At 71.1% G+C, this 24,763-nt stretch carries 24 protein-coding genes and 1 tRNA gene; 10 read left to right on the top strand and 15 right to left on the bottom strand.

Annotated features, from left to right (window positions below; all coding sequences use genetic code 11):
* Positions 1-5: 5 nt before the first annotated feature.
* Positions 6-2,399 carry a phosphoketolase gene (locus ACFHWY_RS25435; protein WP_416582780.1) on the bottom strand — a complete coding sequence of 798 codons (2,394 nt, stop codon included), beginning with the start codon at positions 2,397-2,399 and terminating at the stop codon, positions 6-8.
* A gap of 118 nt (positions 2,400-2,517) precedes the next feature.
* Entirely contained in the window at positions 2,518-3,348 is an 831-nt protein-coding gene (locus ACFHWY_RS25430) for a universal stress protein (protein WP_416582779.1), read from the bottom strand.
* A 233-nt stretch (positions 3,349-3,581) separates the two neighbouring features.
* On the opposite strand from ACFHWY_RS25430, the gene ACFHWY_RS25425 reads away from it, so the two are divergent.
* The 3 genes from ACFHWY_RS25425 to ACFHWY_RS25415 all read left to right on the top strand — a co-directional run bounded on the left by ACFHWY_RS25425 (position 3,582) and on the right by ACFHWY_RS25415 (position 6,466).
* Positions 3,582-4,577 (top strand): diacylglycerol/lipid kinase family protein, encoded by a 996-nt coding sequence (locus ACFHWY_RS25425; RefSeq protein ID WP_416582778.1) that lies wholly within the window; start codon positions 3,582-3,584, stop codon positions 4,575-4,577.
* Between the two features lie 156 nt (positions 4,578-4,733).
* Positions 4,734-6,224, top strand: coding sequence for a phosphatase PAP2 family protein (locus ACFHWY_RS25420; protein WP_416582777.1), 1,491 nt, complete (start codon positions 4,734-4,736; stop codon positions 6,222-6,224).
* 89 nt (positions 6,225-6,313) lie between these two features.
* Positions 6,314-6,466: a hypothetical protein gene (locus ACFHWY_RS25415; RefSeq protein WP_416582776.1), complete on the top strand. Its 153-nt coding sequence runs from the start codon at positions 6,314-6,316 to the stop codon at positions 6,464-6,466.
* A 153-nt stretch (positions 6,467-6,619) separates the two neighbouring features.
* Here ACFHWY_RS25415 and ACFHWY_RS25410 read toward each other — a convergent pair whose 3' ends face one another.
* The gene (locus ACFHWY_RS25410) at positions 6,620-7,582 is read right to left on the bottom strand and encodes a TIGR03557 family F420-dependent LLM class oxidoreductase (protein WP_416582775.1); all 963 of its coding nucleotides are present in this window, start codon (positions 7,580-7,582) and stop codon (positions 6,620-6,622) included.
* Between the two features lie 373 nt (positions 7,583-7,955).
* Between ACFHWY_RS25410 and ACFHWY_RS25405 the strand changes: the two genes are divergently transcribed.
* Positions 7,956-9,317 (top strand): cellulase family glycosylhydrolase, encoded by a 1,362-nt coding sequence (locus ACFHWY_RS25405; RefSeq protein ID WP_416582774.1) that lies wholly within the window; start codon positions 7,956-7,958, stop codon positions 9,315-9,317.
* A gap of 91 nt (positions 9,318-9,408) precedes the next feature.
* Here ACFHWY_RS25405 and ACFHWY_RS25400 read toward each other — a convergent pair whose 3' ends face one another.
* Together ACFHWY_RS25400 and ACFHWY_RS25395 are read right to left on the bottom strand one after the other, a co-directional pair.
* Positions 9,409-10,650, bottom strand: a complete 1,242-nt coding sequence (locus ACFHWY_RS25400) for an RNA polymerase sigma factor (protein WP_416582773.1) — start codon at positions 10,648-10,650, stop codon at positions 9,409-9,411.
* Positions 10,647-11,039: a YciI family protein gene (locus tag ACFHWY_RS25395; protein ID WP_416582789.1), complete on the bottom strand. Its 393-nt coding sequence runs from the start codon at positions 11,037-11,039 to the stop codon at positions 10,647-10,649. Before ACFHWY_RS25395 ends, ACFHWY_RS25400 begins: the two co-directional genes overlap by 4 nt.
* 282 nt (positions 11,040-11,321) lie before the next feature.
* On the opposite strand from ACFHWY_RS25395, the gene ACFHWY_RS25390 reads away from it, so the two are divergent.
* Positions 11,322-12,371, top strand: a complete 1,050-nt coding sequence (locus ACFHWY_RS25390) for a sporulation protein (protein WP_416582772.1) — start codon at positions 11,322-11,324, stop codon at positions 12,369-12,371.
* Positions 12,372-12,449: 78 nt separating this feature from the next.
* Here the strand turns inward: ACFHWY_RS25390 and ACFHWY_RS25385 are convergent, their stop codons facing one another.
* From ACFHWY_RS25385 to ACFHWY_RS25375, 3 genes are all read right to left on the bottom strand, one after another.
* On the bottom strand, positions 12,450-12,827 hold the full coding sequence (locus ACFHWY_RS25385) for a hypothetical protein (RefSeq protein ID WP_416582771.1): 378 nt from the start codon (positions 12,825-12,827) through the stop codon (positions 12,450-12,452).
* 129 nt (positions 12,828-12,956) lie between these two features.
* Positions 12,957-13,442: a glycerophosphodiester phosphodiesterase family protein gene (locus tag ACFHWY_RS25380; protein WP_416582770.1), complete on the bottom strand. Its 486-nt coding sequence runs from the start codon at positions 13,440-13,442 to the stop codon at positions 12,957-12,959.
* Positions 13,430-13,816 (bottom strand): glycerophosphodiester phosphodiesterase family protein, encoded by a 387-nt coding sequence (locus ACFHWY_RS25375; protein ID WP_416582769.1) that lies wholly within the window; start codon positions 13,814-13,816, stop codon positions 13,430-13,432. The genes ACFHWY_RS25380 and ACFHWY_RS25375 overlap by 13 nt, the downstream gene beginning before the upstream one ends.
* A gap of 173 nt (positions 13,817-13,989) precedes the next feature.
* On the opposite strand from ACFHWY_RS25375, the gene ACFHWY_RS25370 reads away from it, so the two are divergent.
* Positions 13,990-14,352: a hypothetical protein gene (locus tag ACFHWY_RS25370; protein ID WP_416582768.1), complete on the top strand. Its 363-nt coding sequence runs from the start codon at positions 13,990-13,992 to the stop codon at positions 14,350-14,352.
* Positions 14,353-14,447: 95 nt separating this feature from the next.
* Here the strand turns inward: ACFHWY_RS25370 and ACFHWY_RS25365 are convergent, their stop codons facing one another.
* Together ACFHWY_RS25365 and ACFHWY_RS25360 are read right to left on the bottom strand one after the other, a co-directional pair.
* On the bottom strand, positions 14,448-16,736 hold the full coding sequence (locus ACFHWY_RS25365; RefSeq protein WP_416582767.1) for a HelD family protein: 2,289 nt from the start codon (positions 16,734-16,736) through the stop codon (positions 14,448-14,450).
* Positions 16,737-16,886: 150 nt separating this feature from the next.
* A complete protein-coding gene (locus ACFHWY_RS25360) occupies positions 16,887-18,755 on the bottom strand; it encodes a tetratricopeptide repeat protein (protein WP_416582766.1) in 1,869 nt (622 codons plus the stop codon).
* Positions 18,756-19,031: 276 nt separating this feature from the next.
* Between ACFHWY_RS25360 and ACFHWY_RS25355 the strand changes: the two genes are divergently transcribed.
* A complete protein-coding gene (locus ACFHWY_RS25355; RefSeq protein WP_416582765.1) occupies positions 19,032-19,895 on the top strand; it encodes a hypothetical protein in 864 nt (287 codons plus the stop codon).
* Between the two features lie 97 nt (positions 19,896-19,992).
* On the opposite strand, the gene ACFHWY_RS25350 is transcribed toward ACFHWY_RS25355, so the two are convergent.
* From ACFHWY_RS25350 to ACFHWY_RS25335, 4 genes are all read right to left on the bottom strand, one after another.
* Positions 19,993-20,172 (bottom strand): DUF4236 domain-containing protein, encoded by a 180-nt coding sequence (locus ACFHWY_RS25350; protein WP_416582764.1) that lies wholly within the window; start codon positions 20,170-20,172, stop codon positions 19,993-19,995.
* 86 nt (positions 20,173-20,258) lie between these two features.
* The gene (locus tag ACFHWY_RS25345) at positions 20,259-20,585 is read right to left on the bottom strand and encodes a GNAT family N-acetyltransferase (protein WP_416582788.1); all 327 of its coding nucleotides are present in this window, start codon (positions 20,583-20,585) and stop codon (positions 20,259-20,261) included.
* Between the two features lie 43 nt (positions 20,586-20,628).
* On the bottom strand, positions 20,629-21,084 hold the full coding sequence (locus ACFHWY_RS25340) for an RrF2 family transcriptional regulator (protein WP_416582763.1): 456 nt from the start codon (positions 21,082-21,084) through the stop codon (positions 20,629-20,631).
* 73 nt (positions 21,085-21,157) lie between these two features.
* Positions 21,158-22,054: a helix-turn-helix transcriptional regulator gene (locus ACFHWY_RS25335; RefSeq protein WP_416582762.1), complete on the bottom strand. Its 897-nt coding sequence runs from the start codon at positions 22,052-22,054 to the stop codon at positions 21,158-21,160.
* A gap of 238 nt (positions 22,055-22,292) precedes the next feature.
* Here ACFHWY_RS25335 and ACFHWY_RS25330 point away from each other — a divergent pair, with 238 nt between their 5' ends.
* The gene (locus ACFHWY_RS25330; protein ID WP_416582761.1) at positions 22,293-23,069 is read left to right on the top strand and encodes a glucose 1-dehydrogenase; all 777 of its coding nucleotides are present in this window, start codon (positions 22,293-22,295) and stop codon (positions 23,067-23,069) included.
* A gap of 131 nt (positions 23,070-23,200) precedes the next feature.
* Here the strand turns inward: ACFHWY_RS25330 and ACFHWY_RS25325 are convergent, their stop codons facing one another.
* Positions 23,201-23,632 carry an SsgA family sporulation/cell division regulator gene (locus tag ACFHWY_RS25325; RefSeq protein WP_007457244.1) on the bottom strand — a complete coding sequence of 144 codons (432 nt, stop codon included), beginning with the start codon at positions 23,630-23,632 and terminating at the stop codon, positions 23,201-23,203.
* 436 nt (positions 23,633-24,068) lie between these two features.
* Between ACFHWY_RS25325 and ACFHWY_RS25320 the strand changes: the two genes are divergently transcribed.
* Positions 24,069-24,623, top strand: coding sequence for a TIGR02611 family protein (locus ACFHWY_RS25320; RefSeq protein ID WP_416582787.1), 555 nt, complete (start codon positions 24,069-24,071; stop codon positions 24,621-24,623).
* 50 nt (positions 24,624-24,673) lie between these two features.
* Positions 24,674-24,745: transfer RNA gene (locus tag ACFHWY_RS25315), tRNA-Val, on the top strand.
* Positions 24,746-24,763: the final 18 nt, after the last annotated feature.

The raw sequence follows: 24,763 nt of genomic DNA, 5'->3' as shown, positions 1-24,763 counted from the left end.
CCTCCTCACGGGTTGGTGTCGTCGGTTTCACGTATCCAGCGCCACTCGGCCACCCGAGGGTCGTCCTCGCCGTAGCGGCGGGTGTGGTCGCGTGCCGCCTGGCGGGCGTCGGTCATCTCCTGCCGCAGGTGCGCCGCGCGGGCGGCCAGGCCGGGCACCCGGTCGATGACGTCGATCACCAGGTGGAAGCGGTCCAGGTCGTTGAGCATCACCATGTCGAACGGCGTGGTGGTGGTGCCCTCCTCCTTGTACCCGCGCACGTGCAGGTTGTCGTGGTTGGTGCGGCGGTAGGTGAGGCGGTGGATCAGCCACGGATAGCCGTGGTAGGCGAAGATGATCGGCTTGTCCTGGGTGAACAGCGTGTCGAACTCGAAGTCCGGCAGGCCGTGCGGGTGCTCGCTGGGCGGCTGGAGCCGCATCAGGTCGACCACGTTGATCACCCGTACCTTCAGCTGTGGCAGGTGCTGACGCAGCAGGCCCGCGGCGGCGAGCGTCTCCAGGGTCGGCACGTCCCCGGCGCAGGCGAGCACGACGTCCGGTTCGCTGCCGTCGTCGGTGCCGGCCCAGTCCCAGATGCCCACGCCGCGTCGGCAGTGCGCGACGGCCTCGTCCATGCCCAGCCAGCTGGGCGCGGCCTGCTTGCCGGCCACCACCACGTTGATGTAGTGCCGGCTGCGCAGGCAGTGGTCCATGGTGGAGAGCAGGGTGTTGGCGTCCGGGGGCAGGTAGACCCGGACGACTTCGGCCTTCTTGTTCATCACGTGGTCGATGAAGCCCGGGTCCTGGTGGGAGAAGCCGTTGTGGTCCTGCCGCCACACGTGGCTGGAGAGCAGGTAGTTCAACGACGCCACCGGCAGCCGCCACGGGATGTCCCGGGTCACCTTGAGCCACTTGGCGTGCTGGTTGACCATGGAGTCGACGATGTGGATGAACGCCTCGTAGCTGGTGAAGATGCCGTGCCGGCCGGTCAGCAGGTAGCCCTCCAGCCAGCCCTGACACAGGTGTTCGGACAGGACCTCCATCACCCGCCCGTCGGGCGAGAGATGCTCGTCGCCGGGCACCGTGCCGACCATCCAGGCCCGATCGGTGACCTCGAAGGCCGCCTGGAGCCGGTTGGAGGCGACCTCGTCCGGTCCGAAGAGGCGGAAGGTCTGCGGGTTGGCGGCGATGACGTCGCGTACCCATTTGCCGAGTTCACCGGTGGCGCTGGTGACGGTGGCGCCGGGGTGCGGCACGTCGACGGCGTAGTCACGGAAGTCGGGCAGGTCCAGGTCCCGCAGCAGGACCCCGCCGTTGGCCGCCGGGTTGGCGCTCATCCGGCGTTCCCCGGTGGGCGGCAGCGCGGTCAGCTCGGCGACCGGAGCCCCGGTGGCGTCGAACAGCTCCCCCGGCCGGTAACTGCGCAGCCAACGCTCCAGTTCGGCGATGTGCTCCGGGTTGCCGCGGACCCCGGACAGCGGTACCTGGTGGGCGCGGTAGGTGCCCTCGACCTGCTTGCCGTCCACCCTGCTGGGACCGGTCCAGCCCTTCGGGGTACGCAGGACGATCATCGGCCAGCGGGGGCGTTCGGCGGGCGCTCCCGAGCGGGCCCGGCGCTGGATCGTGGCGATCTCGTCCAACGCCCGGTCTAGGGTGGCGGCAAGCGCCTCGTGTACCTCGCCCGGTTCGTCACCGGCCACCACGTACGGCTGGTAGCCGTTGCCGCGCATCAGGTCGAGCAGATCGGACTCGGGGATCCGGTCCAGCACGGTCGGGTTGGCGATCTTGTAACCGTTGAGGTGCAGGATGGGCAGCACCGCGCCGTCGCGGGCGGGATTCAGGAAAACGTTGGACAGCCAACTGCCCGCCAGTGGCCCGGTCTCCGCCTCCCCGTCCCCGACGACGCAGGCGACCAGCAGGTCGGGGTTGTCGAACGCGGCGCCGTAGGCGTGGCTGAGTGCGTACCCCAGCTCGCCGCCCTCGTGGATCGAACCCGGCACCTCGGCCGCCACATGGCTGGGGATGCCGCCGGGGAAGGAAAACTGGCGGAACAACCGGGCCATGCCGGCCTCGTCGCGGCCGATGCCGGGATACCGCTCGCTCCAGGTGCCCTCCAACCAGGTGTTGGCCACGAGCGCCGGGCCGCCGTGCCCCGGCCCGGTGATGTAGATGGCGGACAGGTCGCGGGCGACGATGACCCGGTTCAGGTGGGCGTAGATCAGGTTCAGGCCGGGTGACGTGCCCCAGTGCCCCAGCAGTCGGGGCTTGATGTGCTCGGCGGACAGCGGTTCGCGCAACAGCGGATTGTCCAGCAGGTAGATCTGGCCGACGGTGAGGTAGTTCGCGGCCCGCCAGTAGGCGTCCAGCCGGCGTAGTTCGTCATCGGTCAGGGTGCGCTGCGAGTCCACGGCGGTGTCCATACTGCTTGAGCCTCTCCCGGATCGGTGACTTCTGCATCTGCAACGAGCGGTTTCCTGTACCAGCCTGACCCGGATCGGTGGTCGTGGATCAGGGCCGTTGGTCCCATCGGTCCGGGTGTCATGACCTGTCGCGGCTCGGCGGGCCGGAGACGCCGCGGACCACGATCACCGGGGACGGTGCGTGGTAGAGCAGCGCCTGGCTGACCGCTCCGAGCATGCCGCGCCACGGCTCGTCGCCCCGGGCGGCGACGACCACCAGCTGCGCCGACCGTGACTGGTCGACCAGTACGCCACCGGGCTCGCCCCGGATCACGTGGCACTCCACGGTGGTGTCGGGGTGCGCGGGGCGGTGGCGCGACACCAGATCGCCGAGTCGCCCGGTGGCGTCCTCGATCGCCGCGTCGGAGTCGACCACCCAGATCGCCAGCAGCCGCGAGCAGTGCCGGGCGGCGCAGGCGAACGCCCAGCCCAGCGCGACCTCGGCGGACGCCGAACCGTCCACCCCGACCACCACCGGACCGGTCGGCGGCGGACTCCGCCGGGCGACCAGCACCGGGCACTCGGCGCGGGCGGCCACCTGCACCGCGGGGCTGTCGGCCGGGATGCATCGGTCGCAGTGCGCCATCCCGCCGTCACCGACGACCACCAGGAAGGCCGTCTCGGACCTGCGGACGAGGTTCGCCACGGCCGGGCCCTCGGCGATCTCGGTGGTGACCGGTACGCCCGGCGCGCTCTCGTTGACCGCCGCGGTGGCCCCGGCGATCAACAGCTCGGCGTCGGCGCGGGAACCGGAGACGGCCGGCGCCTCGAACTCGGCCCAGTTGAACGCGTGCAGCAGATGCACTGTGCGGCCGTGGGCGGCGGCCACCTGTGCGGCCAGCCGGGCGACCGGCCGCGCGTCGACCGGACCGATTCCGACGAGCACCGGCGCGTCGATGGCTGCGGCCATCAGGCATCACCTCCGCAGCTGTCGCGCCCGGCCTGTCTCCGAGGCTAGTCGCGGCGGTACGCGCTCGGGGTGGGATCGTCGTGCCCGGCCACCAACCTCCGGCCGCAGCCTGATCGGACCCGACTTGCCCTGCGGGCCGTCTCCTGAAACGCCACCGACCGACGCCGGCCGGGTGAACCGACCCACATCGGCGTCGGGTCGCCCAACCCCGCACCGTGCTGCACACTGACGCCGTGGAAGCTGGACGGCATGAAGGGCCACTGCGCAGCGCGGTGGTGGTCAACCCGGTCAAGGTCTCCGAACCCGACACGTTGCGCCGCACCGTCGGTGAGACACTCGCCGCGGCTGGCTGGCCCGAGCCGCTCTGGTTCGAGACGACCATGGACGATCCCGGTCGCGGCCAGACCGAGCAGGCCCTCGCCGCCGGCGTGGACGTGGTCTTCGCCTGCGGTGGCGACGGCACCGTGATGGCCTGCGTCACCGCCCTGGTCGACACCGGGGTGGCGCTCGCCGTGCTGCCGCAGGGCACCGGCAACCTGCTCGCGGCCAACCTGGGGCTCTCCGACGACCTTGCCGCCGGGCTGGCGGTGGCCGTCGAACGCGGCCGGCGGCTGCTCGACGTCGGCGAGGTGGACGGACACCACTTCGCGGTGATGGCCGGCATGGGCTTCGACGCCCAGATGCTGGACGCCACCAGCGAGACGACCAAACGGCGGATCGGCTGGCCGGCGTACGTGATGGGTGCCGCACGGCACCTGCGGGACCGGCCGATGAGGCTGTGGATCCGGCTCGACGACCAGCCGCCGCTGCGCCGCCGGGCCCGCTCGGTGCTGGTCGCCAACGTCGGCCGACTCCAGGGCGGGGTGACCCTGCTGACCGAGGCCGAGCCGGACGACGGCTACCTCGATGTCGCCGTGCTCACCCCACGGACGCTGCGGCACTGGCTCGCCCTCGGCTGGGCGGTGCTGCGCCGCAGTGACCGGGTGCCGCGGCTGGAGGTGTACCGGGCCCGCCGGGTGGAGATAACCAGCAACCGGACCCAGCCGCGCGAGCTGGACGGTGACCTGATCGAGCCGGGCCGGGAACTGCGGGTGCAGATCCGCCGCCGGGCGCTGTGGCTGTGCGTACCGCGGCCGGCGCAGGCACCCGACCTGGCCGACGACGCGGCAGCCGCCGCCGAGCGGGGTGAGCACCTGGGCGAGCAGGGTCACGGTGAGCGCGAGGAGTGAGCTTACGAGCCCCGCAGTCGCGAACGAAAGGCTCGTTCGGCGAGCGCTGTAGACCGTCGCGTCGCCGGGTGTACTCAGGCACCTGATCGGGTACAGCGCCTCGCCAGAGGCGCCGACCGCGGGTACCGCGGCACGCCGGGAGGGAAGGAGGCTGCCGTGGGCGCGGTGCGGGACACTCTGCGACGACCTCTCGGACACTTCACCGAACGTACGCTCGCCGGCCTGGCGCTCGTGCTCGGTGCCGGGGCCGGTTTCGGGCTGGTGCTGGTGCTGGTCCGGTTCCGCTGGTCGCCGCTCTACGACGTGGACCACGGCGTCGCAGGGTGGCTGAACGCTCAGGTGGCGCCGATCGGCCCGCTGGTGACCGTGCTCAACGCGATCACCGACCTCGGCGGACGTCCGGTCATCGTCTGGCTGGTCACCGTCGCCGTGGTCGGGCTGCTGATCCGCCGGCAGGGCCGGCTCGCGGTCTACCTGATCGCCACCGGAGCAGGGGCGCTGATCCTCGACCCCTCGCTCAAGACCCTGGTCGACCGGTTGCGACCCGAGGTCGCCGTGCCGATCGGCGGGTACGCCGGACAGAGCTTTCCCAGCGGGCACGCCCTCGGCTCGATGGTCGCCTACGGGGCGCTGCTGCTGGTGTTCCTGCCTGCGATGGCTCCTCGCTGGCGACGCCCGGCGATGATCGGAGTCGGCACCGTCGTCTTCCTGATCGGGTTCACCCGGGTCGCGCTGGGCGTGCACTTCCTCTCCGACGTGATCGGTGCCTGGCTGCTCGGCGCGGCCTGGCTCGGCGTCACCGCGTACGCCTTCCGGCTCTGGCGTCTGGAGCGCGGCAGGCCGGCGACGCCGCTGACGAAGGGGCTGGAACCGGAGGCCGCGCACGAGGTGGCGCCCGCGCCGGACGAGGAGAAGTTGCTGCCGCACGCCCGCGCCGGGACCGCCGAGATCATCGTCGGCTGGGTGCTGGTCTTCGGCGCCCTCTACGGCTTCGGCATGTTCGTCAGCTACTACGCCGACGGCACCTTCCTCGCCCGGCTCGACGAGACGGTGCCGGCCTGGTTCGCCGACCACGGCACCGCCTCCCTCGACGAGCTGAGCTGGTGGTGGAGCAAGGCCGGCGACACCCACGCCATCATGCTCATCTCGCTGGTCTTCTGCCCGCTGGTGCTGGCGGTCTGGCGGCGCTGGCGCCCCGTGCTGTTCGTGGCGCTGACCATGTTCGGGGAGCTGGCCCTCTTCCTCGCCTCCGCCGCGGCGGTGGACCGGCCGCGGCCGCCGGTGGAGAACCTGGACGGCCCGATGCCGACCTCATCGTTCCCCTCCGGCCACATCGCCGCCACCCTCTGCCTGTGGGTCGCCATCGCCGTGATCGTCTGCCCGCGCACCGACCGCTGGTGGCGGTGGGCCTTCGTGGCGCTCGCGGTGGTCATGCCGGTTGGGGTGGCGGTCTCCCGGATGTACCGGGGCATGCACCACCCCACCGACTTCATGGGCGCGATCCTGCTGACCGCGGCGTGGGTCGGACTGCTCCACTGGGTGATCCGCCCGAACGAGGACGCCGACGAGGGCAATCAGCCGGCCATCGAGTCGGGGGACGTCGACACCCTCGACGACGAGTTGGTCCGGGCCGGACGACCGGGCTGAGCCGACGTTGCTGCGGGTGATGACCTGGAGCCGGCCGGCGAGCACACCGAGCGGGTCAGTCGACCGCGCCAACCGGACACGGCGGGACGGTGTTCGTCGACATCCGCCTGAACTGCCTGCCCGGCACCGGCGTGCTGGCCGCCCGCCTCAACCGCGTCCGGGTGGTACGCGACGCCGAGACCGAACTCGCCTCCGACCGCTATCCGGTGCTGGCGAAGTTCGACCTCGGCCCGGGCCGCTGATCGTGGCGGGCGTCAGATGAGCAGGTTGAGCAGGACGGTCAGGACGATCGAGGCGACGATCGAGAAGAGGATCATCAGTAGGCAGCCGACGCCGCCGCCCGCCGGCCGGATCTCCGTGTTGCCGATACGCATCGGAACCTCACACCCCCCGGCCTACAGCTCGCGCAGCCGGGGCAGCAGCTGCTCCTGAGCCCAGTCCAGAAACATCGGCTGACGGTCGCCGCCGATCTGCACCAGCGCCACGTGGGTGAAGCCGGCGTCGACGAACTTTCCGAACGCCTCGACGTGCCGGTCGGTGTCGGGACCGCAGGAGATGCCCTGCGCCACGTCCTCCTCGCGGACGAACTGTGTGGCCGCGGTGAACGAATCTGGTCCGGGCAGGTCCGTGTTGACCTTCCAACTCAGGCCGGACCAGCGGAACTGGTCGTGGGCGATCTTGCGGCACTCGGCCTCGTCCGGGCCGTAGCAGATGGCCACCTGTCCGTAGCGGGGTCGCCCGCCGCCGCCGGCCTGCTCGTACATGTCCACCAGGTGCGGTGCCGGATCGGTGGCGATCATCCCGTCGGCGTACTCGGCGGCGAGGGTGGCCGACTGCCGGCCCGACGCGGCCACCGCCATCGGCACCGGCGTGTCAGGCCGGTCCCACACGTACGCGTCCGGCACATCGTAGTGGTTGCCGGAGAAGGTCAGCGTCTCCCCGTTCAGCAGTGGCCTGATGATCTGCAGCGCCTCCTCGAACATCTCGTGGCGCTGCTGCACGTGCGGCCAGCCGCCGACGACGTGCTCGTTGAGGTTCTCCCCGGCGCCGAGGCCGAGGGTGAACCGGCCGTCGGAGAGCACCCCGAGGGTGGCCGCCTTCTGCGCCACCACCGCCGGGTGGTAGCGGCGGATCGGGCAGGTCACGAAGGACATCAGCTCCGCGCTGGAGGTGGCGTGCGCGACCGCGCCCAGCACCGACCAGGCGTACGGTGAGTGCCCCTGCGACTCCAGCCAGGGGTAGTAGTGGTCGGACATGACGAGATGGTCGAAACCGGTCGCCTCCGCCCGCACCGCGTGGTCGACGAGTTCCTTCGGGCCTGCCTGTTCGCACATCAGGGTGTAGCCGACGCTGACCATTGACGTCTCCTTCCATGCCCCGGCGGGCCGTCTGCACCGGCGGACCGCTTCGGATACCCGCGCCCGGTTCGGTCAACCCTGCCCATTGCTTGACGGTTCGCCGGACGCCTCCTACCGTCGTGCCTGAACCGGTTCAGGCGGCAGCGTGGTGCACATCCTGTGGTGGGGGTGTCCGCCCCCGGTGACGACTCGTTTGTTATGAGTCGTCACGGGCCGCCGGCGTACTGAACCGGTTGCTTTCGTCAGTTCATCGGCATACCCTGATGCCTGCCTCGCCGGGCCATGGTCGGCGGCTGTCGGGCTACAGCCGCACCCCATCTGCCACTCCGCACCCCCCTGGGCACGGGGGAGAGACCCTTCCTGCGAGGAATCCATGAGAAAACTGTTCGCGGGCGTCGGCGCCGTCCTGCTGGCGACCGTCGCCGCAGTGTTCGCCTTCGGCCCCTCGGCGCACGCCGCGACCGGCTTCACGGTCGGCGGCGGCAAGCTCTACGACGCCAACGGCAGTGAGTTCGTCCTGCGCGGTGTCAACCACGCGCACACCTGGTACGTGAACCAGACCAGTTCCTTCGCCAACGTGAAGGCGCTCGGCGCCAACTCGGTACGGGTCGTGCTGTCCAGCGGGGACCGGTGGACCCGCAACAGCGCCGCCGATGTCTCCAACGTGATCCAGTTGTGCAAGACCAACCGGCTGATCTGCGTGCTGGAGGTGCACGACACCACCGGATACGGCGAGCAGAGCGGCGCGATCACCCTCGACCGCGCGGTCGACTACTGGCTCAGCATCGCCAGCGCGCTGAACGGCCAGGAAGCGTACGTGATCGTCAACATCGGTAACGAGCCGTACGGCAACCAGAACTACTCCTCCTGGGCCACCGACACCTCGAACGCGATTCGTCGCCTGCGCACCGGAGGCATCACACACACCATCATGGTGGACGCGCCGAACTGGGGCCAGGACTGGTCCTTCACCATGCGTGACAACGCGCCGACGGTGTTCAACGCCGACCCGGCCCGCAACACGGTCTTCTCGATCCACATGTACGGCGTCTTCGACACCGCCGCCGAGATCAGTGACTACCTGGGGCGCTTCCGCAGCCGGGGACTGCCCATCGTGGTCGGGGAGTTCGGCCACAACCACTCCGACGGTGACCCCGACGAGGATGCCATCCTCTCGTACACCCGGGCCAACGGCATCGGCTGGCTGGGCTGGTCGTGGAGCGGCAACAGCGGTGGTGTCGAGTACCTCGACATGGCCACCAACTTCAACCCGAACCAGCTGACCAGTTGGGGCACCCGGTTGTTCAACGGCACCAACGGCATCCGGCAGACCTCGCGGCAGGCCAGCGTCTACGACAGCACCCCTCCGCCCACGACCCCGCCGCCGACCACCCCTCCGCCGACCACCCCTCCGCCCACGACCCCGCCGCCGGCTGCCGGGTGTACGGCGACCTACTCGATCGCCGGCCAGTGGCAGGGCGGCTTCCAGGGTGACGTCCGGGTGACCGCCGGCAGCAGCGCCATCACCGGCTGGACGGTGCGCTGGACCTTCGCCAACGGCCAGTCCGTCAACCAGTCCTGGAACGTTACCGTCACCAGCAGCGGATCCACCGTGACCGCCCGCAACGTCGACTACAACGGCCGACTCGGCGCCGGGGCCAGCACCAACTTCGGCTTTCTTGGCAGTTGGAACGGCACGAACCCCGCCCCCGCCCTTACCTGCACCGCCAGCTGACCCAGCCCCCAACCCCGCGTCGATCTAGGGACAGATGTCGCTGGTGGATCACCATGACCGACGATAGGCCCTAGATCGACGCGGCGGGCTGTCAGGTGAGGCGGGCGGCTCGCATGAGGAGGTAGCGCTGTTCGGGGAGGCTGGCGGTGAGGGCGGCGGCGCAGCGGTAATGGGCCAGCGCGCGACTGTAGTCCCCGGCCATCTCGTACAGGTGGGCGCGGGCGGCCTGCAGGCGGTGATGGCCCGCCAGTCGGGCCTCGTCGTCCAGCCTGTCGAGGGCGGTCAGGCCGGCCGCCGGTCCGTGCACCATGGCGGTGGCGACCGCCCGGTTGAGGGCGACCACCGGGCTCGCCGACAGGCCCTCCAGGACCTCGTAGAGGGCGAGGATCTGAGGCCAGTCCGTCTTCTCGGCCGTCGGTGCCTCGTCGTGCACGGCGGCGATGGCGGCCTGCACCTGGTAGGGCCCGATCGGTCCACGGGGCAGGGCCCAGGTGACCAGGGTGACTCCCTCGGTGATCGTCCTCGCGTCCCACCGGGTCCGATCCTGTTCGGCGAGTGGGATCAGTTCGCCGGCAGCACCGGTGCGCGCCGCGCTGCGGGCCTGTGTGAGCAGCATCAACGCCAGCAGCCCGGCGATTTCGCTGTCGCCCGGTAGGTGGTCGCGCAGGGCCCGGACCAGCCGGATCGACTCGTCTGCCAGGTCGAGCCGGTGCAGCCTGTCCCCGGAGCTGGCCACGTGCCCCTCGGTGAAGACCAGGTAGAGCACGTGCAGCACCGAGGCCAGCCGGGCCGGCAACTCGGCCGCGGAGGGCATCCGGAACGGCGTACCGGAGTCCCGGATGCGTTGCTTGGCGCGGCTGATCCGTTGCGCCATGGTGGGCTCGGGCACCAGGAACGCCCGCGCGATCTCGGCGGTGCTCAGCCCGCCGACGGCCCGCAGGGTGAGCGCGATCGCCGACGTGGGGGACAGCGCCGGATGGCAGCAGAGCAGGAACAGCACCAGGGTGTCGTCGCGCTCCGCGTCCAGGTGCGCCTCCACCGCCGGTACGCTGCGCCAGTCTGTCGGCTCCCGTCGGGCGGCCCGTTCCTCGCGGGCCCGCCGGGACTGCTCGGCCCGCACCATCTCGACCATCCGCCGGTACGCGACCTGGATCAGCCAACCGCGCGGGTTGTCCGGCACGCCGTCGTGCGGCCAGTCGGTGGCGGCGGCCAGTAGCGCCTCCTGGGTCGCGTCCTCGGCGGTGGCGAAGTCACCGAAGCGACGGGCGAGCACACCGAGGACCTGCGGCGCCAGCTCGCGCAGCAGGTCCTCGGTCAGCGAATCTCTCGTCACAGGTCCTGCGGCGGCGCGGACATCACCGGATGCACCTCGATCGGCATGTTCAACGGCTCGCCACCGGGGCCGGGGGCGGTGGAGATCCAGGCGGCGATCTCCACCGCCCGCTCCGGAGAATCGGTGTCGACGATCCAGTACCCGGCGAGGAACTCCTTCGTCTCGGCGAACGGACCTTCGGTCACCACCGGAGTGCCGCCGGCGCCGGCGCGTACGATCGCGGCCTGCGCCGGCCCGGCGAGCCCCTGCCCGTCGACGAACTCGCCGTCGGCGACCAGTTTGGCGTTGACCTCGCCCATGAACCCGATGTGCGCGCGGATCTCCTCCGGCGTCCAGGTGTGGATCTGCGGGAAGTCGGTCCCGGCGGCGCTGAACTGCATCAGCAGCATGTACTTCACGGTTGTCTCCTCACGGCTACGCACCATTGTCGGCGCCTTCACGAGCAGGTCGAAGCCGCCGGGCCGGTTCTCGACATCGGTAACAGAGATTCTGGCCGCTGTCCTGCTCGTCAGATATTTCAGCGCGGCCTGCGAGATCGTGCCCACAGGGCAGCCGACGCTGGGTGCGTCCGCGCGTCTTTCAGTGATCTCACAGCCGCACTCGCTAGGCTGCCGCGGTCAGCGTCCGCCCTCCTAAAGGGAGTACGGGCACCAGACCCCGCAGGAGTACCGATGGTCTTCAAGAAGATGTTGAGCGCGTTGGGTGTGGGCGGTCCGAGTGTGGACACCGTCCTGGCGAACCCGAATACCAGGCCCGGTCTGGCCCTCGACGGTCAGGTGAACCTGCTCGGCGGGGACGCCCCGGCGAGCATCGAGCAGATCGCCGTCGGCTTGGTGACCCGGGTCGAGGTCGGTGAACAGGCCGGTGTGATGGAGTTCCACCGGCAGGTGGTCAGTGGCCCGCTGCAACTCGTCGCGAAGCAGGCGCTGTCCATCCCGTTCCAGCTGCCGATGCCGTGGGAGACGCCAATCACCGCGGTGTACGGCCAGCGTCTGCACGGCATGTCGCTGGGTCTGCGTACCGAACTGGCGGTCGCCCGCGCGGTCGACAAGGGTGACCTGGACGAGATCAGCGTGCACCCGCTGCCGGTGCAGGAGCGGATCCTGGAGGCGTTCCTCCAGCTTGGTTTCCGATTCAAGAAGGCCGACCTGGAGCGCGGCCTGATCCACGGCGTGCAGCAGATGCTGCCGTTCTACCAGGAAATCGAGTTTTTCGCCGCGCCGCAGTTCGCGCAGAGCATCAACGAACTCGAACTGACGTTCGTCACCAACCCGCACGGCGTGGACGTGGTGCTGGAGTGCGACAAGCGCGGCGGGTTCCTGGTCCCCGGCCAGGACGTCTTCGGGCGCTACCAGGTCCCGCACACCGACGCGGAGCGCCCCGACTGGATGCAGGTCGTCGACGGCTGGTTGCAGGAGACGATCGGGCGCTTCGGCGCGCTGCGGTCGCAGGCGTTCGGCCCGCAGGGCTACGGCCCAGCCGGTTACGGCCCAGCCGGTTACGGTCCGCAGGGTTACGGCGCTGCGCAGAAGTTCGGCCACCCGCAGCGCGGCGGGGTCGGCATGGGCGGGATCGTCGCCGGCGCGGCGCTGGGTGCCGCAGGCGGCATGCTCGCCGGCCACATGATCGGCAACGCCTTCGACGGCGCTGACGAGGAGGTCGCCGAGGCAGCCGGTGATTTCGGTGGTGGCGAGGACTTCGGCGGATTCGAGGAGTTCTAGACGCACGAAACGGTGGCCCTCCGGGATTTCCCGGAGGGCCACCGTCGTACGCGGGCCTACTGGCTCCGCCGGTGCGGATCAACTCCCGCGCTTACGCTCCTCGCCGGAGTGCCGCTGGCTACCGGCCTTGGCGAGACCACGGCTACCCAGGTAACCGAGGGTCAGCAGGGTGATGAAGAACCACGCCTGACCAGGGTTGTTCAGGTTCAGCCCGTACGCGCTCGTCCCGCGCCAGAACGCGGCGATGACCACGGTGGTGACGGCGGCGGCGTAGATCCAGAACTCCGTCGTCAGGAACGACTGCTTGGTTTCGGTACCCGGCGCCGGCATCTGCTCCCGGTGCCCGTCATGCATCATCGGCATCTGACGGGTGGGTGCCTCCTGCATCGACGCGCGATTCTGTACGTCCTGCGCCGGGCGGTTCATCGGCCTGGTGGATGCAGCCTGCGTGCTCATCTGTCCTCCTCGGATGTGATGAGGCGTAACCTGCGGCCCTCGCCCCGCTACCGCGTGTCGGCCACGGCACGGTTCGCGTTCTCGGCGGGGGCACCCGGGGTCTACCCGGCGGGCGCGGGCAGTAACCCGCTACCGCAGACCGTTGCGGACGGCCACGCTGACGAGTAGTTCCGGTTCGTCGGTGATGATCCTGTCGACGCCCAGGTCGATGACCCGCTGCATCACCGTGGCGTCGTTGACGGTGTACGGCACGATCTTCAGCCCGTACCGCGTCTGCAGGGTGCGGACGTCCGGTCCGTGGAAGTATGCCGGGTTCTGCCGCAGGTACCAGTCCGGGTAGGTGACGGCGCCCTGCGCCGGATCGTGCACCTGCCAGTTCGCCGAGACGGTCGAGGCGCCGGCCGACCGGGTGAGCTTGCCCGGGTTCTGGTGCTTCCACCAGTTCAGGTCGGCGGTCCACGGGCTGCGTACCGACCGGTCGCCGTACACCGGCGCGAAGACCTCGTCGAGGGTGGAAATCTGGGCACCGGGGACCGACACCTGTGCGGGCATGTCCGGCGCGTTCTTCGTGCCACAGTCGAGCGTCTTGAGCTGCGCGAGGCTCAACTGGTGCACCGGGCGTACGGAACCTCCGGATCGCCGAATCTGACAGGGGCGGTGTCGACGCAGTGTGCGTCGTTGACCGTACGGTCGTGCAGCACCACCAGCTTGCCGTCGGAGGTGATCCCGGTGTCCAGTTCGAGCGTGGAGATCGCCCGGTTCGCCAGTGCGTTCGCGAAGGCGGGCAGAGTGTTCTCCGGCCGGGTGGCCCGGCCACCCCGGTGGGCCTGAACGTCGAACGGCGAGGCGTACGCCCTGGGCAGCCGGAAGCCACGCTGCTTGAGCAGGCCGCGTAGCCGGTCCGGGTAGTCCGTGATGATGCCGTCCACCCCGTCGTCGACGAGCTTCGCGGCCAGGGCCGCGACGGCGGTACGGCGTACGGTGCGCACGCTGTCCTCTCCTGCCCGCGGGGGATTTCCCGCCGAATCCGCTGGACAGCATCGGCAGCCGGCACGGCGGGCAGGCAAGCGCAGTGCGTCGGACCGGTGAACCAGGGATGCGGGTTTGCCATGCCGGGCACCGGGCACGCACCGAGACCGACCCTTCTGCGAGGTGATGGATCATGCGTGACGACGACATGCGACAGGGTGCCGCCCGTCGGGCCGAGGAGCGGATCGCCGGCGGGGCATACGGTGAGGGCGCCCTCGATGAGGTGACCGTGCCGCCGACTGATGTGCAGAGTGAGTTGCAGCGCGAGGACCCGGATGATCCGGCTGACGTGCCGATCGACCCGACCGTGCTGCGCGACGGCGGGCCGACCCGTGGGCAGGGGGCCATCACCACGACCGGCGGTACGGCCGGTCCGGCCAGCGCGCGCCGTGTCGCGCGCCAGCCGGAGCGCCACCGAGGCGAGGTCGCCCCGACCACCACCGGCGACCTGAGCACCCACGCCGGCACCACCAGCGACCAATCCACCCCCACCTGACCCCCACCTGACCCCCACCCTCAGGGTTGATCATGAGCTTAGCGGCGCTCTCGATCTCTGAACTTGCCGCTAACCTCATGATCAACGCGAAGGGGTTAGGGGGTGGGGGTGAGGGTGGTTAGGTGTTGGGTGGCTCGGGTCAGGGCTACGTAGAGGTCGCTGCGGCCTCGGGGGGACTCGGCGACGATGCGGTCGGGGTCGACCAGGATGACCGAGTCGAATTCCAGGCCCTTGGCCTCGGGGACGGTCAGCACCACGACCCGACTCCCCAGGTCCGGTTGCTCGCCGACGGCCGCCTCCGGCAGCGCCCGGGTCAAAGCGGTACCGATGTCGTCGACCCGGCCGGCCGGGACGATCACGCCGAGCCGCCCGTCGGTCAGGCTGGCCGCTTCCGCCGTGGCGACCTCGACCAGCTCCGCCGCCAGCCGCGCCGCCGGCACCACACGGGTCTGCGGCGCGACGCCGCTGGACCGTACGGCGCGCGGCGGGCGCAGCGTCGGGTCGATCTCGGCCAGCACACCGGCGGCGACCGCCATGATCTCGGCGGGGGTGCGGTAGCTGACGGTCAGCTCGGTCAGCCGCCAGCGGTCCGCCACGTACGGTGCCAGCGCATCTGCCCACGACGGCGTGCCGGCCAGCGCCCCGGTCTGTGCCACGTCACCAACGAGGGTCATCGAGCGGCTCGGGCAGCGGCGCATGAGCAACCGCCAGGCCATCGGCGACAACTCCTGCGCCTCGTCGACGATCACGTGGCCGAACGCCCAGCCCCGGTCGGCCGCCGCCCGCTGCGCGGTGGTCAGCCGATCCGTCTCCTCCTGCCGGTCCAGCAGCCGATCGGCGTCGATCAGATCGGTCACGCCGAGGATCTCGCCGCCCTCGGCCTCGTCTTCGACGTCAATCGACCGTGAACCCCGGGCGATCTCCAGCACGCCCTCGGCGTACTCGCGTTGGACTGCGCGGATCCGTTCCCGGCGGGCGGCGGCGGCCCGGTCGTCCTCACCGAGCAGCTCCGCCGCCTCGTCCAGCAGCGGCACGTCCGCCGGTGTCCAGCCACCCGCTTCGCGGTGTAGGGCGGCCTGTTCCTCTCCGGTTAGCTGCGGCCCGGCGGTGGCGATCCGGTCGGTCGAGGCGTACAGCTCGGCGAGCAGGCGCTGCGGGGTGAGCAGTGGCCACAGTTCGTCCAGCGCGGCCCGGACCTGCGGCTCCTCGCCCAGCTCACGGCGAATCTCGGCGAGGTCCGCCTCCTCCAGCAGGTTCTCCCCGCCCAGCGGGTCGGCGCCGATGCGGTCGGCGACCTGACCGGCCAGCGCATGGATGATCTCGATGTCGAAGGTGGCGCGGGCCAGGTTGTGTGGCCGTCCGCCGCGCCGGGCCCGGTCGCGCGCCGTCCGCACGATGTGCGGGTCGAGGGCGAGAAGCTCCCGCTGCGGCAGTTCGATCTCCATCGGCTCGTCGGGTACCTGCTGCCGGTCGCGTACGGCGTTGGTGAGCACCTCGACCATCACCGACCGTCCCTTCAGGGCAGCGGTGGTGGCGGCCTCGGCCCGGCGGGCGTTGACGCCCGGAAACAGATCCCCCTGGGTACGCAACAGAACGCCGGTCTCGGCCAGCGCCGGTAGCACCTGCGAGATGTAGCGCAGGAAGGTGAGGTTCGGGCCGACCAGCAGCACACCTCGGGTGGAAAGCTCCCGGCGGTGTGTGTACAGCAGGTAGGCGGCGCGGTGCAGCGCCACCGCGGTCTTGCCGGTGCCGGGCCCACCCTGCACCACCAGCACGCCGGGCAGGTCGGCCCGGATGATCCGGTCCTGTTCGACCTGGATGGTCTCGACGATGTCGCGCATCTGGCCGGTGCGTCCGGCGTTGAGTGCGGCCAGTAGCGACGCCTCGCCGGTCAACTCCTCGTGGGCGGTGGGGGAGGCGGTGGCCAGATCGAGCACCTCGTCGTTGACGGCAACCACTTTGCGTTGCCGGGTACGCAGATGCCGGCGTCGCCGGATGCCCTGCGGGTTGGCGGCGGTGGCCAGGTAGAAGGCTCGGGCGGCCGGGGCACGCCAGTCCATGAGCAGCGGCTCGTAGTCACCGTCGGTGTCGAATATGCCAATGCGGCCGATGTAGTGACGTTCACCGCGGTCGGTGTCCAACCGGCCGAAGCACAGCCCGTTCTCCACCGCCGAGAACTGCTCCACCTGCTCGGCGTACATGCGCACCGCGCTGTCGCGTTGGGAACGGGCCTGCAGTGTGCCGCCGGTCGCCCGTAGTTGCGCGGTGAGCCGCCGCGACGCCTGCTCCCGCAGGTCGTCCAGGCGCTGGTAGAGCATCGAGACGTACTCCTGCTCGCGGCCGATCTCGTCGTCGGACGGCGAACCGCCGGAGTGCGTTGACAAGCCGTCTCCCGATTGGCTAGAATTCGAATTCAGAACGGCTTTTAGGGCCGTTCTTTTTGTGCCTGAACTGCCAAAGATACCGGGCGGCGAACGGCGAGGCCAGGCGAGGTCGGTCCTGACGCGCCCTCTCCCCGACACCGGCCATCACTGTCAGCGACGCTCGGTGCAGACCTCGCCAGAGCGGGCGATGGTGTCGGTGGACCAGGCGACCGCCACGGTGAAGCAGTAGTCGAGGCTGCGCTCCAGGCCGTAGACGACGAAGCTGTCGGTACCGGCCGGCAGGTCGGCGAAGGCGTTCTGCGGCTGTCCGGTCCGGCCGCCGGCGACAATGATTGGGCCCTCCGCCCCGGCCGGGTACGTCCACCGCAACGCCACGCTGTCCCTGTTGTCGCGCAGGGAAAGTCCGGCGGGCGGGGCGCCGGGGGTGACCGCCGGCGAACCGGAGGCGGGGGCCGTCGAGGCCGTCGAGCCGCCGGGGGCGCCGGGGGCGCCGCTGGCGGCGGGGGGCGTCGGGTCGCCGCCGCCGACGCGCGAGACGCCGGCGATGACCGCGGCGGCGCCGAGCAGCACCACGACGACCCCCGCGGCGACGACGGGGACCAGCCGGTTCGGTCGATCCGGCGGCGGGGCGGCGGGGCGGCGTACCGGGACCGGAAGCAGACGTGATGGTGACTGTGGCCTGGTGGGCTCGACCTCCCGGCGCAGCCGGTACACCCCGGGCGCCTGCGGTGGGCCGGTCAGCCCGACCACACTCGGCGGCACGGCCGCGCCGGCCGACGGCTCGGCAGGATGCGGCTGGCCGGCGCGATACGGATCCGGCGTGGGCGGCGCGGCGGCGTCCGGCTCGGGCAGCTCAACCCACCAGTCCTCCGGTGGCCCGGCCGGGCCGTCGGCCGGCTGGCGGGGAGTGGGCACCGCATGTGTCGTCCCGGGCGGCGGATGGGACGCCGGCTGCTGTCCCCGACCTGGGTGGTAGCCCTCGGCGGGATGCTGCTGCTCGTCGGCGTTGTGGGTCGCCGCCCACCGCTGGCCGGCATCGTCCGGACCGGACCAACCCGGCGGTCCCTCGCTGGTGGGTACCGAGCCCTGCTCGAAGGCCGCCGACCAGCCGGCCCGGGAGTCGGCCGGCGCGTTCGGGAACTCCTGCGGCGCGGGCGGATAGTCGGTCGGTGGGGGCGGGTAGTCGGCCGGGGCGGCCCAGGTCGGCTCGTCGGTGTGCCAGGCGGACTGCGTCTCGGGGGCGTGGGTGGGAGGGGCGTCGCCGGCCGGAGGGACCCGGGCGGGTGGCACGACCGGGTCCTCCACGCTGACCGGTGGGTTCTCGGCGCAGGCGTGATCAGGGCTGGCCGCCGCCCGAGCGAGCGTGGCCACCTGGGTGGCCAGCGGGTCGTCGGGGGCGAGGTGGCGGCGGGCCAACTCGCGGGCCAGGGCCAAGTTGTCGTGGGCCTCGGCGAACTGGCCACAGTCGCGTTGCATCGACCCGAGCCGGGCCAGCATCTTGATGCCGCTGGCATGCCCGTCACCGTAGACCTCGCGGTGCAGCTCCCAGGCGTCCTGCAGGCGGTCGCGGGCGACCTGGCACTGACCTCGGGCGTACTCCACGGTGGCCAGGTCGGCGTGGGCGGCGAGCACCCGCAACGACTCCGGCCCGTCCGACGCGGTCAGCTCGATGATCACTTCCTGGTAGAGCCGGGCGGCCCGCGACCAACTGCCCACCCGGTGCAGCACCGCCGCCAAGGTGGCCGCGGCGGCCACCGTACGCGGGTCGGAGCGCCCGTGCAGGCCGCCGGTGGCGGCGTACGCGTAGGCGGCCCACCCGCGCGCCGAGTGCGGCTCGCCGAGCGCGACCAGCACCCGTGCGTGCAGGCTGGCCGCCTCGGCCATGTCGGGTGTCGCGTTGACCGGGCGAGGGTCGGCGCCGGTCAGCGCGTCGGCGAGCAGCCGTTGGGCGCCGGCGAGGTCGCCGGCGGAGACCAGGTCGTGCGCCTGATCAGTCAGTTCACCGAAGCCGGAGGGCACGCCCCATCGTGCTCATTCGACGACGTTATGTACAAGACCCGCGCCGGAGTGGTTCGGTCAGGATCCGGTCAAGGCCTGCTCAGGCGTTCGGTCAGCGCCTCGCACATGTGTGCAACTGGTCGACTTGGTTCGGGCGTGGCGCGTCGAACAGATGCCGGCGTACCCCCCCCCGACGGGCCGGACGTGGCGGCGGGGGCGCCCGTGGCGGCGTCGGGATCTCGTGCCGCCTGACCGGTACCGTCCGGTCCGTGCTTCCGGCTGGGGTAGAACAACAGGATGCCGACCGACGCCGTAGCGCACGACCTGTTCCTCCGACACCTGGACAGCTGGGTGCCGGCCGCGCTGCGCCGCGTCCGGCGGGCCACCGTCGTTCTCGGGTACGACGGCGGTGACCCACGGCTCGCCGAGGAGACCCTCCGGCTGGCCGGCGCGCACGCCACGCGGCTGCGCGGGGGCCGGCTCACCGTGCTGGTGCTGGCCGACGGCACCGAAGAGCTGCCGGCCCGCCTCGGCACCGCCGAGGCGGGACTGCCGGCCGACGTGGCCGTACACCTGATGCCCGGTGGGACCAGCCGCCTGCCGGTCGCGCTGCGGGCGGCCGGTGCCGCCGGAGCGCCGGTGCTGTCCTACCTGGAAGTCGACGGCCCGGTGGACCCGGTGGCGCTGACCGCCGCCGCGACCGGCCGACCCGCTGAGGCGCTGGTGGTCGCCGGCGCGGACACCTCGCTGCGGCCGGCGCTGGCCGATGCCGGATTCCCGCTGTGCGCCGAAGTCGAGCTGGTCGACATCGGCCGGCGGATCGGCTTCGGCACCGGTTCGGACCGCAACCTGGAGGCCATGAAGGAGAGCCTGTGGACGACCGGGCTGCGGTCTCGTGATCCGCAGGGCTTACCGCTGTCGCCCGGGCCGGAAGTGGACCCGCAGCCGCTGGGCCGAGCCCTGCTGGACGAGTTGACCCGACGCGGCCCGCTTACGGTCACCGAGCTGCGCCGCTTCGCCGTCACCGGCACCGCGTACCGGGCGGTGGACGCGGCGCGGGCGCTGGCCGCGCTGCTCGACGCGGGCGCGGTGACCCGGTCACCGGAGCGCGGGCGGCTCGGCGGTGACGTGGTGGTCGCCCCCGCCCGGGCAAGCTCCTGACCACCGCTGGGCACCGGTGGCGATCTATCGCAGACTGGGGGCCCGAACGTCGAGCGGGGCGCCGGTGAACTCCGGCGCCCCGCTCGACCTCGGGACCTCACGACCCGGACTTGTCCTGCTTCCAGTGCAGGGGGCCGGGCAGGTCGACCCGGTGTGCCTTCGCTCGGGAGTTCCAGGACCACCGACCGATCTTGATGCTCCAGGACGAGAAGCCGTTCTGCGTGAAGTTCAGGATCAGCGGCCCGAACTTCTTGCGCTTGCGCAACATGACACCCATCGTGGGATCCCTTCGTCGTGTCCCCCTGCGGGCTCGAAGATGCCCTGAACGTCGACCCGGCAAACCAGGGGCGTCCGCAGTGGAGGTCAGCCGGTGGGCCGGTCGACGGCGAGCACCCGAGTGATGCCGCCGTCCGGCTCGGCGACGTCACGCTCGTGTCGAGAGCCGAGCCGAGCCAGCAGGGCCAGCGAACCGGCGTTCCGCTCGTCCACGGTGGCGTACACCCGGGACAGTCCGAGGGTCTCGAAGCCGTACCGGAGCAGTTGTCGGACCAGCTCGGTGCCGAGGCCACGCCCCCATGCCGCCTTCGTCAGGGCGTACACGATCTCGTGGCCCGACACCTGGTCGTTCCGTTTGATCTCGGCGTGCCCGACGAACCGGCCAGCGCGGCGGACCGCCCACACATCGAACAGGTCATCGGCGTAAGCCGCTCGGTGCGCAGGGTGGGGGTGGGCATCAGCGGGGTTCCCAGGCGTCGGGCACGGTGGTCAGCCGCCGGACGTGGGCCGGCAGCCGGCCGCCGACCAGGTCCGCCAGGGTCACCTCGTCGACCACCCGGCGCAGCGCCGCACGGACGGCCACCCAGAACTCCGGCAGGTGCTGGGCCACCCCTTCGTACCTCGTCTCCTCCGGACGCAGCCCGCGGACGCCGGCCAGTGGCCCCTCCACCGCCCGCAGCACCGCCCCGATGGTGACCTTGGCGGGCGGCCGGGCCAGCGCGTAGCCACCCTCGGCACCCCGTTGGGCCCGGACGATGCCGGCCCGGCGCAGGTCGGCCAGGACCGCTTCGAGGAACTTGCGGGGCATGTCCTGCTCCGCGGCGATGGCCTGGGTGGAAAGCAGTGACGGGTACGCGGCGGCGAGGCTCAGCGCCGCCCGCACCGCGTAGTCGCCACGCGCGGAGATCTGCACTGCTCCATCATGCCGAACCCGGTTGGGCCGATGCGCCTGCCGGACGGATCGACAACCCGCCCGGTGGGACCGGTCATCTTCGGCGGACGTCGCTGTGCGCGCCGACGGGTGGGCGGGGACGCACCACCGGAGCCGGGGCGGGTTGCTCCCGGGCGGCCCGGAACGCACCTGGGCTGACCCCGACCTCTCGGGTGAAGAAGCGGCCGAAGTTGGTCGGTTCGCTGAAGCCGAGCTGCCGGCCGATCCGGGCGATCGGCTCGTCGGTGGCGGCGAGCAACCGGCTGGCCTGGAGCGCGACCCGCTCGTCCACCACCTGCTTGGCGCTGCGCCCGCTCACCGCCAGGCAGGCCCGGGTGAGGGTACGCACCGAGCAGCCCAGCCGGTCGGCGTAGTCCTCGACCCGCCGGGTGTGCTGGTAGCCGCGCTCCACCTCCCGGCACAACCGGTGGAAGGTGTCCTCCTCGGGGCGAACCACCCGCGTCGCCCCGGACGGCAGCATGCCCAGCCGCAGCAGCAGCACGGTCAACTGGTGCCGCAGCAGGCTGCGCGCGGCCGGGGTGCCCTGATGCCGGTGGGAGTCCACGGAAAGCTGGCTCACTTCGTTGATGACCGCGTCCTCGTCCTCGCCGGCGAGCTGAATCCAGGTCGGCACGTCGTCGTCGACGTCGAGCCCGTGCAGCGCATCCGGAAGCCAGCGGACCACGGTGGCGTCCAGCCTGGGCACCGCGCAGCGCAACACCTGCCCGGCACGTACCCGCAGCAGGGTGCCGGGCCGGCAGGGCAGGGCGCGGAAGTCCACCTCGGCGAGACCGTGACCGCCCGTGGTCAACACGATCAGCTCATGGTCGAGAAGGACGTGCCGCCGCCACCCAGGGTCAGCCGTTAGGTCACACAGCGTAACTGTTTCGATGTCGGTCGGGCCGGCTCCGGCGTCGGGCAGGGCCGTGGCGAGGTGACCGGAAGGGACCATCACCTGCGACGTTAGCCCGCCACAGGCCCGGACGCACCTTTGCGGTCGTCGTGGCGCCCGGCCGTCCCGACCCGCCGGCCCCGGTCCGTCACCAGTACAGGGGAGCGGGGGTTGTCCCCGGCGCGACCGGACGGCTACGTTACCGAACGGTAGTGATCTGGTCGCCGCGGCACCCGAGCGGGCAGTGGCGACGGCACCGACAACTGGCCGGGTCCGGCCGGTCCGTGAGGGGATGGGCATGCAGGATCTGTTCTCGGTCGACGGCAAGACCGTCCTGGTGACCGGTGGTTCGCGAGGGATCGGGTTGATGATCGCCCGAGGCTTCGTCGCCGCCGGCGCACACGTGATCATCTCCTCCCGGAAGGGGGACGTCTGCGAAGCCGTCGCCAAAGAGCTGTCCGCGCACGGCCGCTGCGAGGCGATCCCCGCCGATCTCGGCGCCGACGACGGCGCGCAACACCTCGCCGCAGCCGTCCAGGACCGATTCGCCCGGCTCGACGTGCTGGTCAACAATGCCGGCGCGACCTGGGGGGCGCCGCTGGAGAACTACCCCGAGAGCGCCTTCGACAAGCTGTGGGCAGTCAACGTGAAGGCGGTCTTCCGGCTCACCACCGCACTGCTGCCCGCGCTGCGCGCCGCCGCCGGTGGCGACGACCCGGCGCGAGTGATCAACATCGGCTCGATCGACGGCATTCGTGTCCCGTCCATGGAGGTGTACGCCTACTCGGCCACCAAGGCGGCCGTACACATGCTGACCCGCAGCCTGGCCCATCAGCTGGCCGGCGAGCGGATCACCGTCAACGCGATCGCGCCAGGACCGTTCGAGAGCAAGATGATGGCCTTCGCGCTGGACGACCCGGACTCCCGGGCAGCCATCGAGACGCAGGTGCCGCTCGGCCGGATCGGCCGACCAGAGGACATGGCCGGCACGGCGATCTACCTGGCGTCCCGGGCCGGCGCCTACCTGACCGGTGCGGTGATCCCCGTCGACGGCGGCGTCACCACCCACGGCTGAGCAGCCACCCACCTGTGCGGCTGCCTCGCCCGGGTCGCCCGGGTGGGGTGGTCGAGGCTGTCCGCGTACCTGCGGACAGGCCGGGGCCGCGCGGACTCGGCAGTGCCGCGCGGCCCGGTGGTTCGCGGAGGTCAGCGACCGGCGAGCAGCCGGTTCACCGCCGTGTCGACGTCCAGGTGCTCGGCCTCACGACCGCGCGGGACGACCACGTAGGTCCGCCGCAGGAAGCGCACCAGCACGCTGCGCGGCACCTCGAACAGGGCATTGCCGTCCGGCGACGACAGCGCCAGCGCGACGAAGTCACCGCGCGGGGTGGCCCAGGGCCAGACCCGTACGTCTCCGATGCCCGCCGGCTCGTCGAGCCCGGTGACCAGCAGCTCGCGGGCGAAGGACCAGCTCACCGCCTCACCGCCGGCCGATTCGGCGTGAAACAGGACGTGGACCGCATACGGGTCAGCAGGGTCGTAGCGCAGACTGGCACGCACCGGCAAGGCGGTGGCGTCAGGTGCGACTAGCCTTAGCGACGTCTCGACCTCGACGGTCGTCGGTCGAATGACACTCATGAACGTTCTCCCCCCGGCACCGCTGCGGAACGCGCGTGTCCCGCTTTTCCCATACTCAGCCGCTACTCCTGGCTACGCTCCGCCATACGCTGACTTCACCCAGTGGTGGGAAGGGAGTCGGAAGGACCACGTGAACGTGAAAATTCATCTAGGATTTCCGGTTCTGCCCAGTGGGTTCATTCCGCCCGGCATCGGGTTTGTTGAGTCGTCGACTTACTCCGGTAACGTCCAGTCGGCCGTTGCAGTGACGGGCCCGCGCAACACTGGTGGTGAAATGGTCACGAAGCGATCCTCAGTGGATCCGATGACCGCGCGGGATCCGTCCGACCGTACGGTGCGCGCAACCGATCAGCGGGGGTACGGGGTGCCTAAGGAGCAGGGCGACCGGCGCGGCCGGTCAACGGTCGATCGCGGCCGGGCGGGCCACCGTGGCCAGATGGCCGCCGGTCGACCCGGGCGAAACGGACGCGGCCACGCCGAGGGGAATGGAACCGCCGGACGGGGTAAACCATTGAGGCCGGGGGATCGCGGCCGGATGAACGGTGCCGCAGAGCGCGAGGGGGGTGGCATCGCGGTGGCCGAGCGACGCGCCCCGGGACGCTGGCGGCAACGGATATCCACAAGTCTCGCGCTGATCCGGGCCAACCCCACCGGGCGCGTCGCCCTCAAGATCATGGTAGGGGTGCTCGGCGCCCTCGTCGTCACCATCGGCATCGCGCTCATCCCGCTACCCGGCCCCGGCTGGCTGCTCGTGATCGCCGGCCTCGGCATCTGGGCCGTCGAGTTCCACTGGGCCAAACGGCTCCTCGCCTTCACCCGCCGCCACGTCCACGGCTGGACAGCCTGGGTCAGGAGACAGTCGCTTGCCGTACGCCTGGTGATCGGCTCGGTCGGCCTCGTCTTCGTCGGCACCGTCGCCCTGATGTCGATCAAGTACAGCCTCGGCATCGACGTGATCGCCCAGGTGCTGCGCTACCTCGCCACGAACTGACCCCGGGTTCGTGGTCCGCTCGCCGGATCGGGTAGAGTCGTGCGCGCTGAGGGCGATTAGCTCAGCGGGAGAGCGCTTCGTTCACACCGAAGAGGTCACTGGTTCGATCCCAGTATCGCCCACAATCAATATGTGCAGGT

Source organism: Micromonospora sp. LOL_024 (genome assembly GCF_048060415.1).
In the GTDB taxonomy this organism is placed as follows: Bacteria; Actinomycetota; Actinomycetes; order Mycobacteriales; family Micromonosporaceae; genus Micromonospora.
The sequence above is the reverse complement of the archived record's forward strand: the minus strand, read 5'-3'. Positions and strand labels throughout refer to the sequence as shown.

Coding starts and splice junctions, on each gene's coding strand:
- ACFHWY_RS25405 (WP_416582774.1), top strand. CDS start 7,956: ATGAGAAAACTGTTCGCGGGCGTCGGCGCCGTCCTGCTGGCGACCGTC.
- ACFHWY_RS25325 (WP_007457244.1), bottom strand. CDS start 23,632: ATGAGTGTCATTCGACCGACGACCGTCGAGGTCGAGACGTCGCTAAGG.
- ACFHWY_RS25430 (WP_416582779.1), bottom strand. CDS start 3,348: ATGGCCGCAGCCATCGACGCGCCGGTGCTCGTCGGAATCGGTCCGGTC.
- ACFHWY_RS25370 (WP_416582768.1), top strand. CDS start 13,990: ATGCGTGACGACGACATGCGACAGGGTGCCGCCCGTCGGGCCGAGGAG.
- ACFHWY_RS25350 (WP_416582764.1), bottom strand. CDS start 20,172: ATGGGTGTCATGTTGCGCAAGCGCAAGAAGTTCGGGCCGCTGATCCTG.
- ACFHWY_RS25435 (WP_416582780.1), bottom strand. CDS start 2,399: ATGGACACCGCCGTGGACTCGCAGCGCACCCTGACCGATGACGAACTA.
- ACFHWY_RS25410 (WP_416582775.1), bottom strand. CDS start 7,582: ATGGTCAGCGTCGGCTACACCCTGATGTGCGAACAGGCAGGCCCGAAG.
- ACFHWY_RS25395 (WP_416582789.1), bottom strand. CDS start 11,039: ATGCTGCTGATGCAGTTCAGCGCCGCCGGGACCGACTTCCCGCAGATC.
- ACFHWY_RS25355 (WP_416582765.1), top strand. CDS start 19,032: ATGCCGACCGACGCCGTAGCGCACGACCTGTTCCTCCGACACCTGGAC.
- ACFHWY_RS25335 (WP_416582762.1), bottom strand. CDS start 22,054: ATGGTCCCTTCCGGTCACCTCGCCACGGCCCTGCCCGACGCCGGAGCC.
- ACFHWY_RS25320 (WP_416582787.1), top strand. CDS start 24,069: ATGGCCGCCGGTCGACCCGGGCGAAACGGACGCGGCCACGCCGAGGGG.
- ACFHWY_RS25385 (WP_416582771.1), bottom strand. CDS start 12,827: ATGAGCACGCAGGCTGCATCCACCAGGCCGATGAACCGCCCGGCGCAG.
- ACFHWY_RS25330 (WP_416582761.1), top strand. CDS start 22,293: ATGCAGGATCTGTTCTCGGTCGACGGCAAGACCGTCCTGGTGACCGGT.
- ACFHWY_RS25390 (WP_416582772.1), top strand. CDS start 11,322: ATGGTCTTCAAGAAGATGTTGAGCGCGTTGGGTGTGGGCGGTCCGAGT.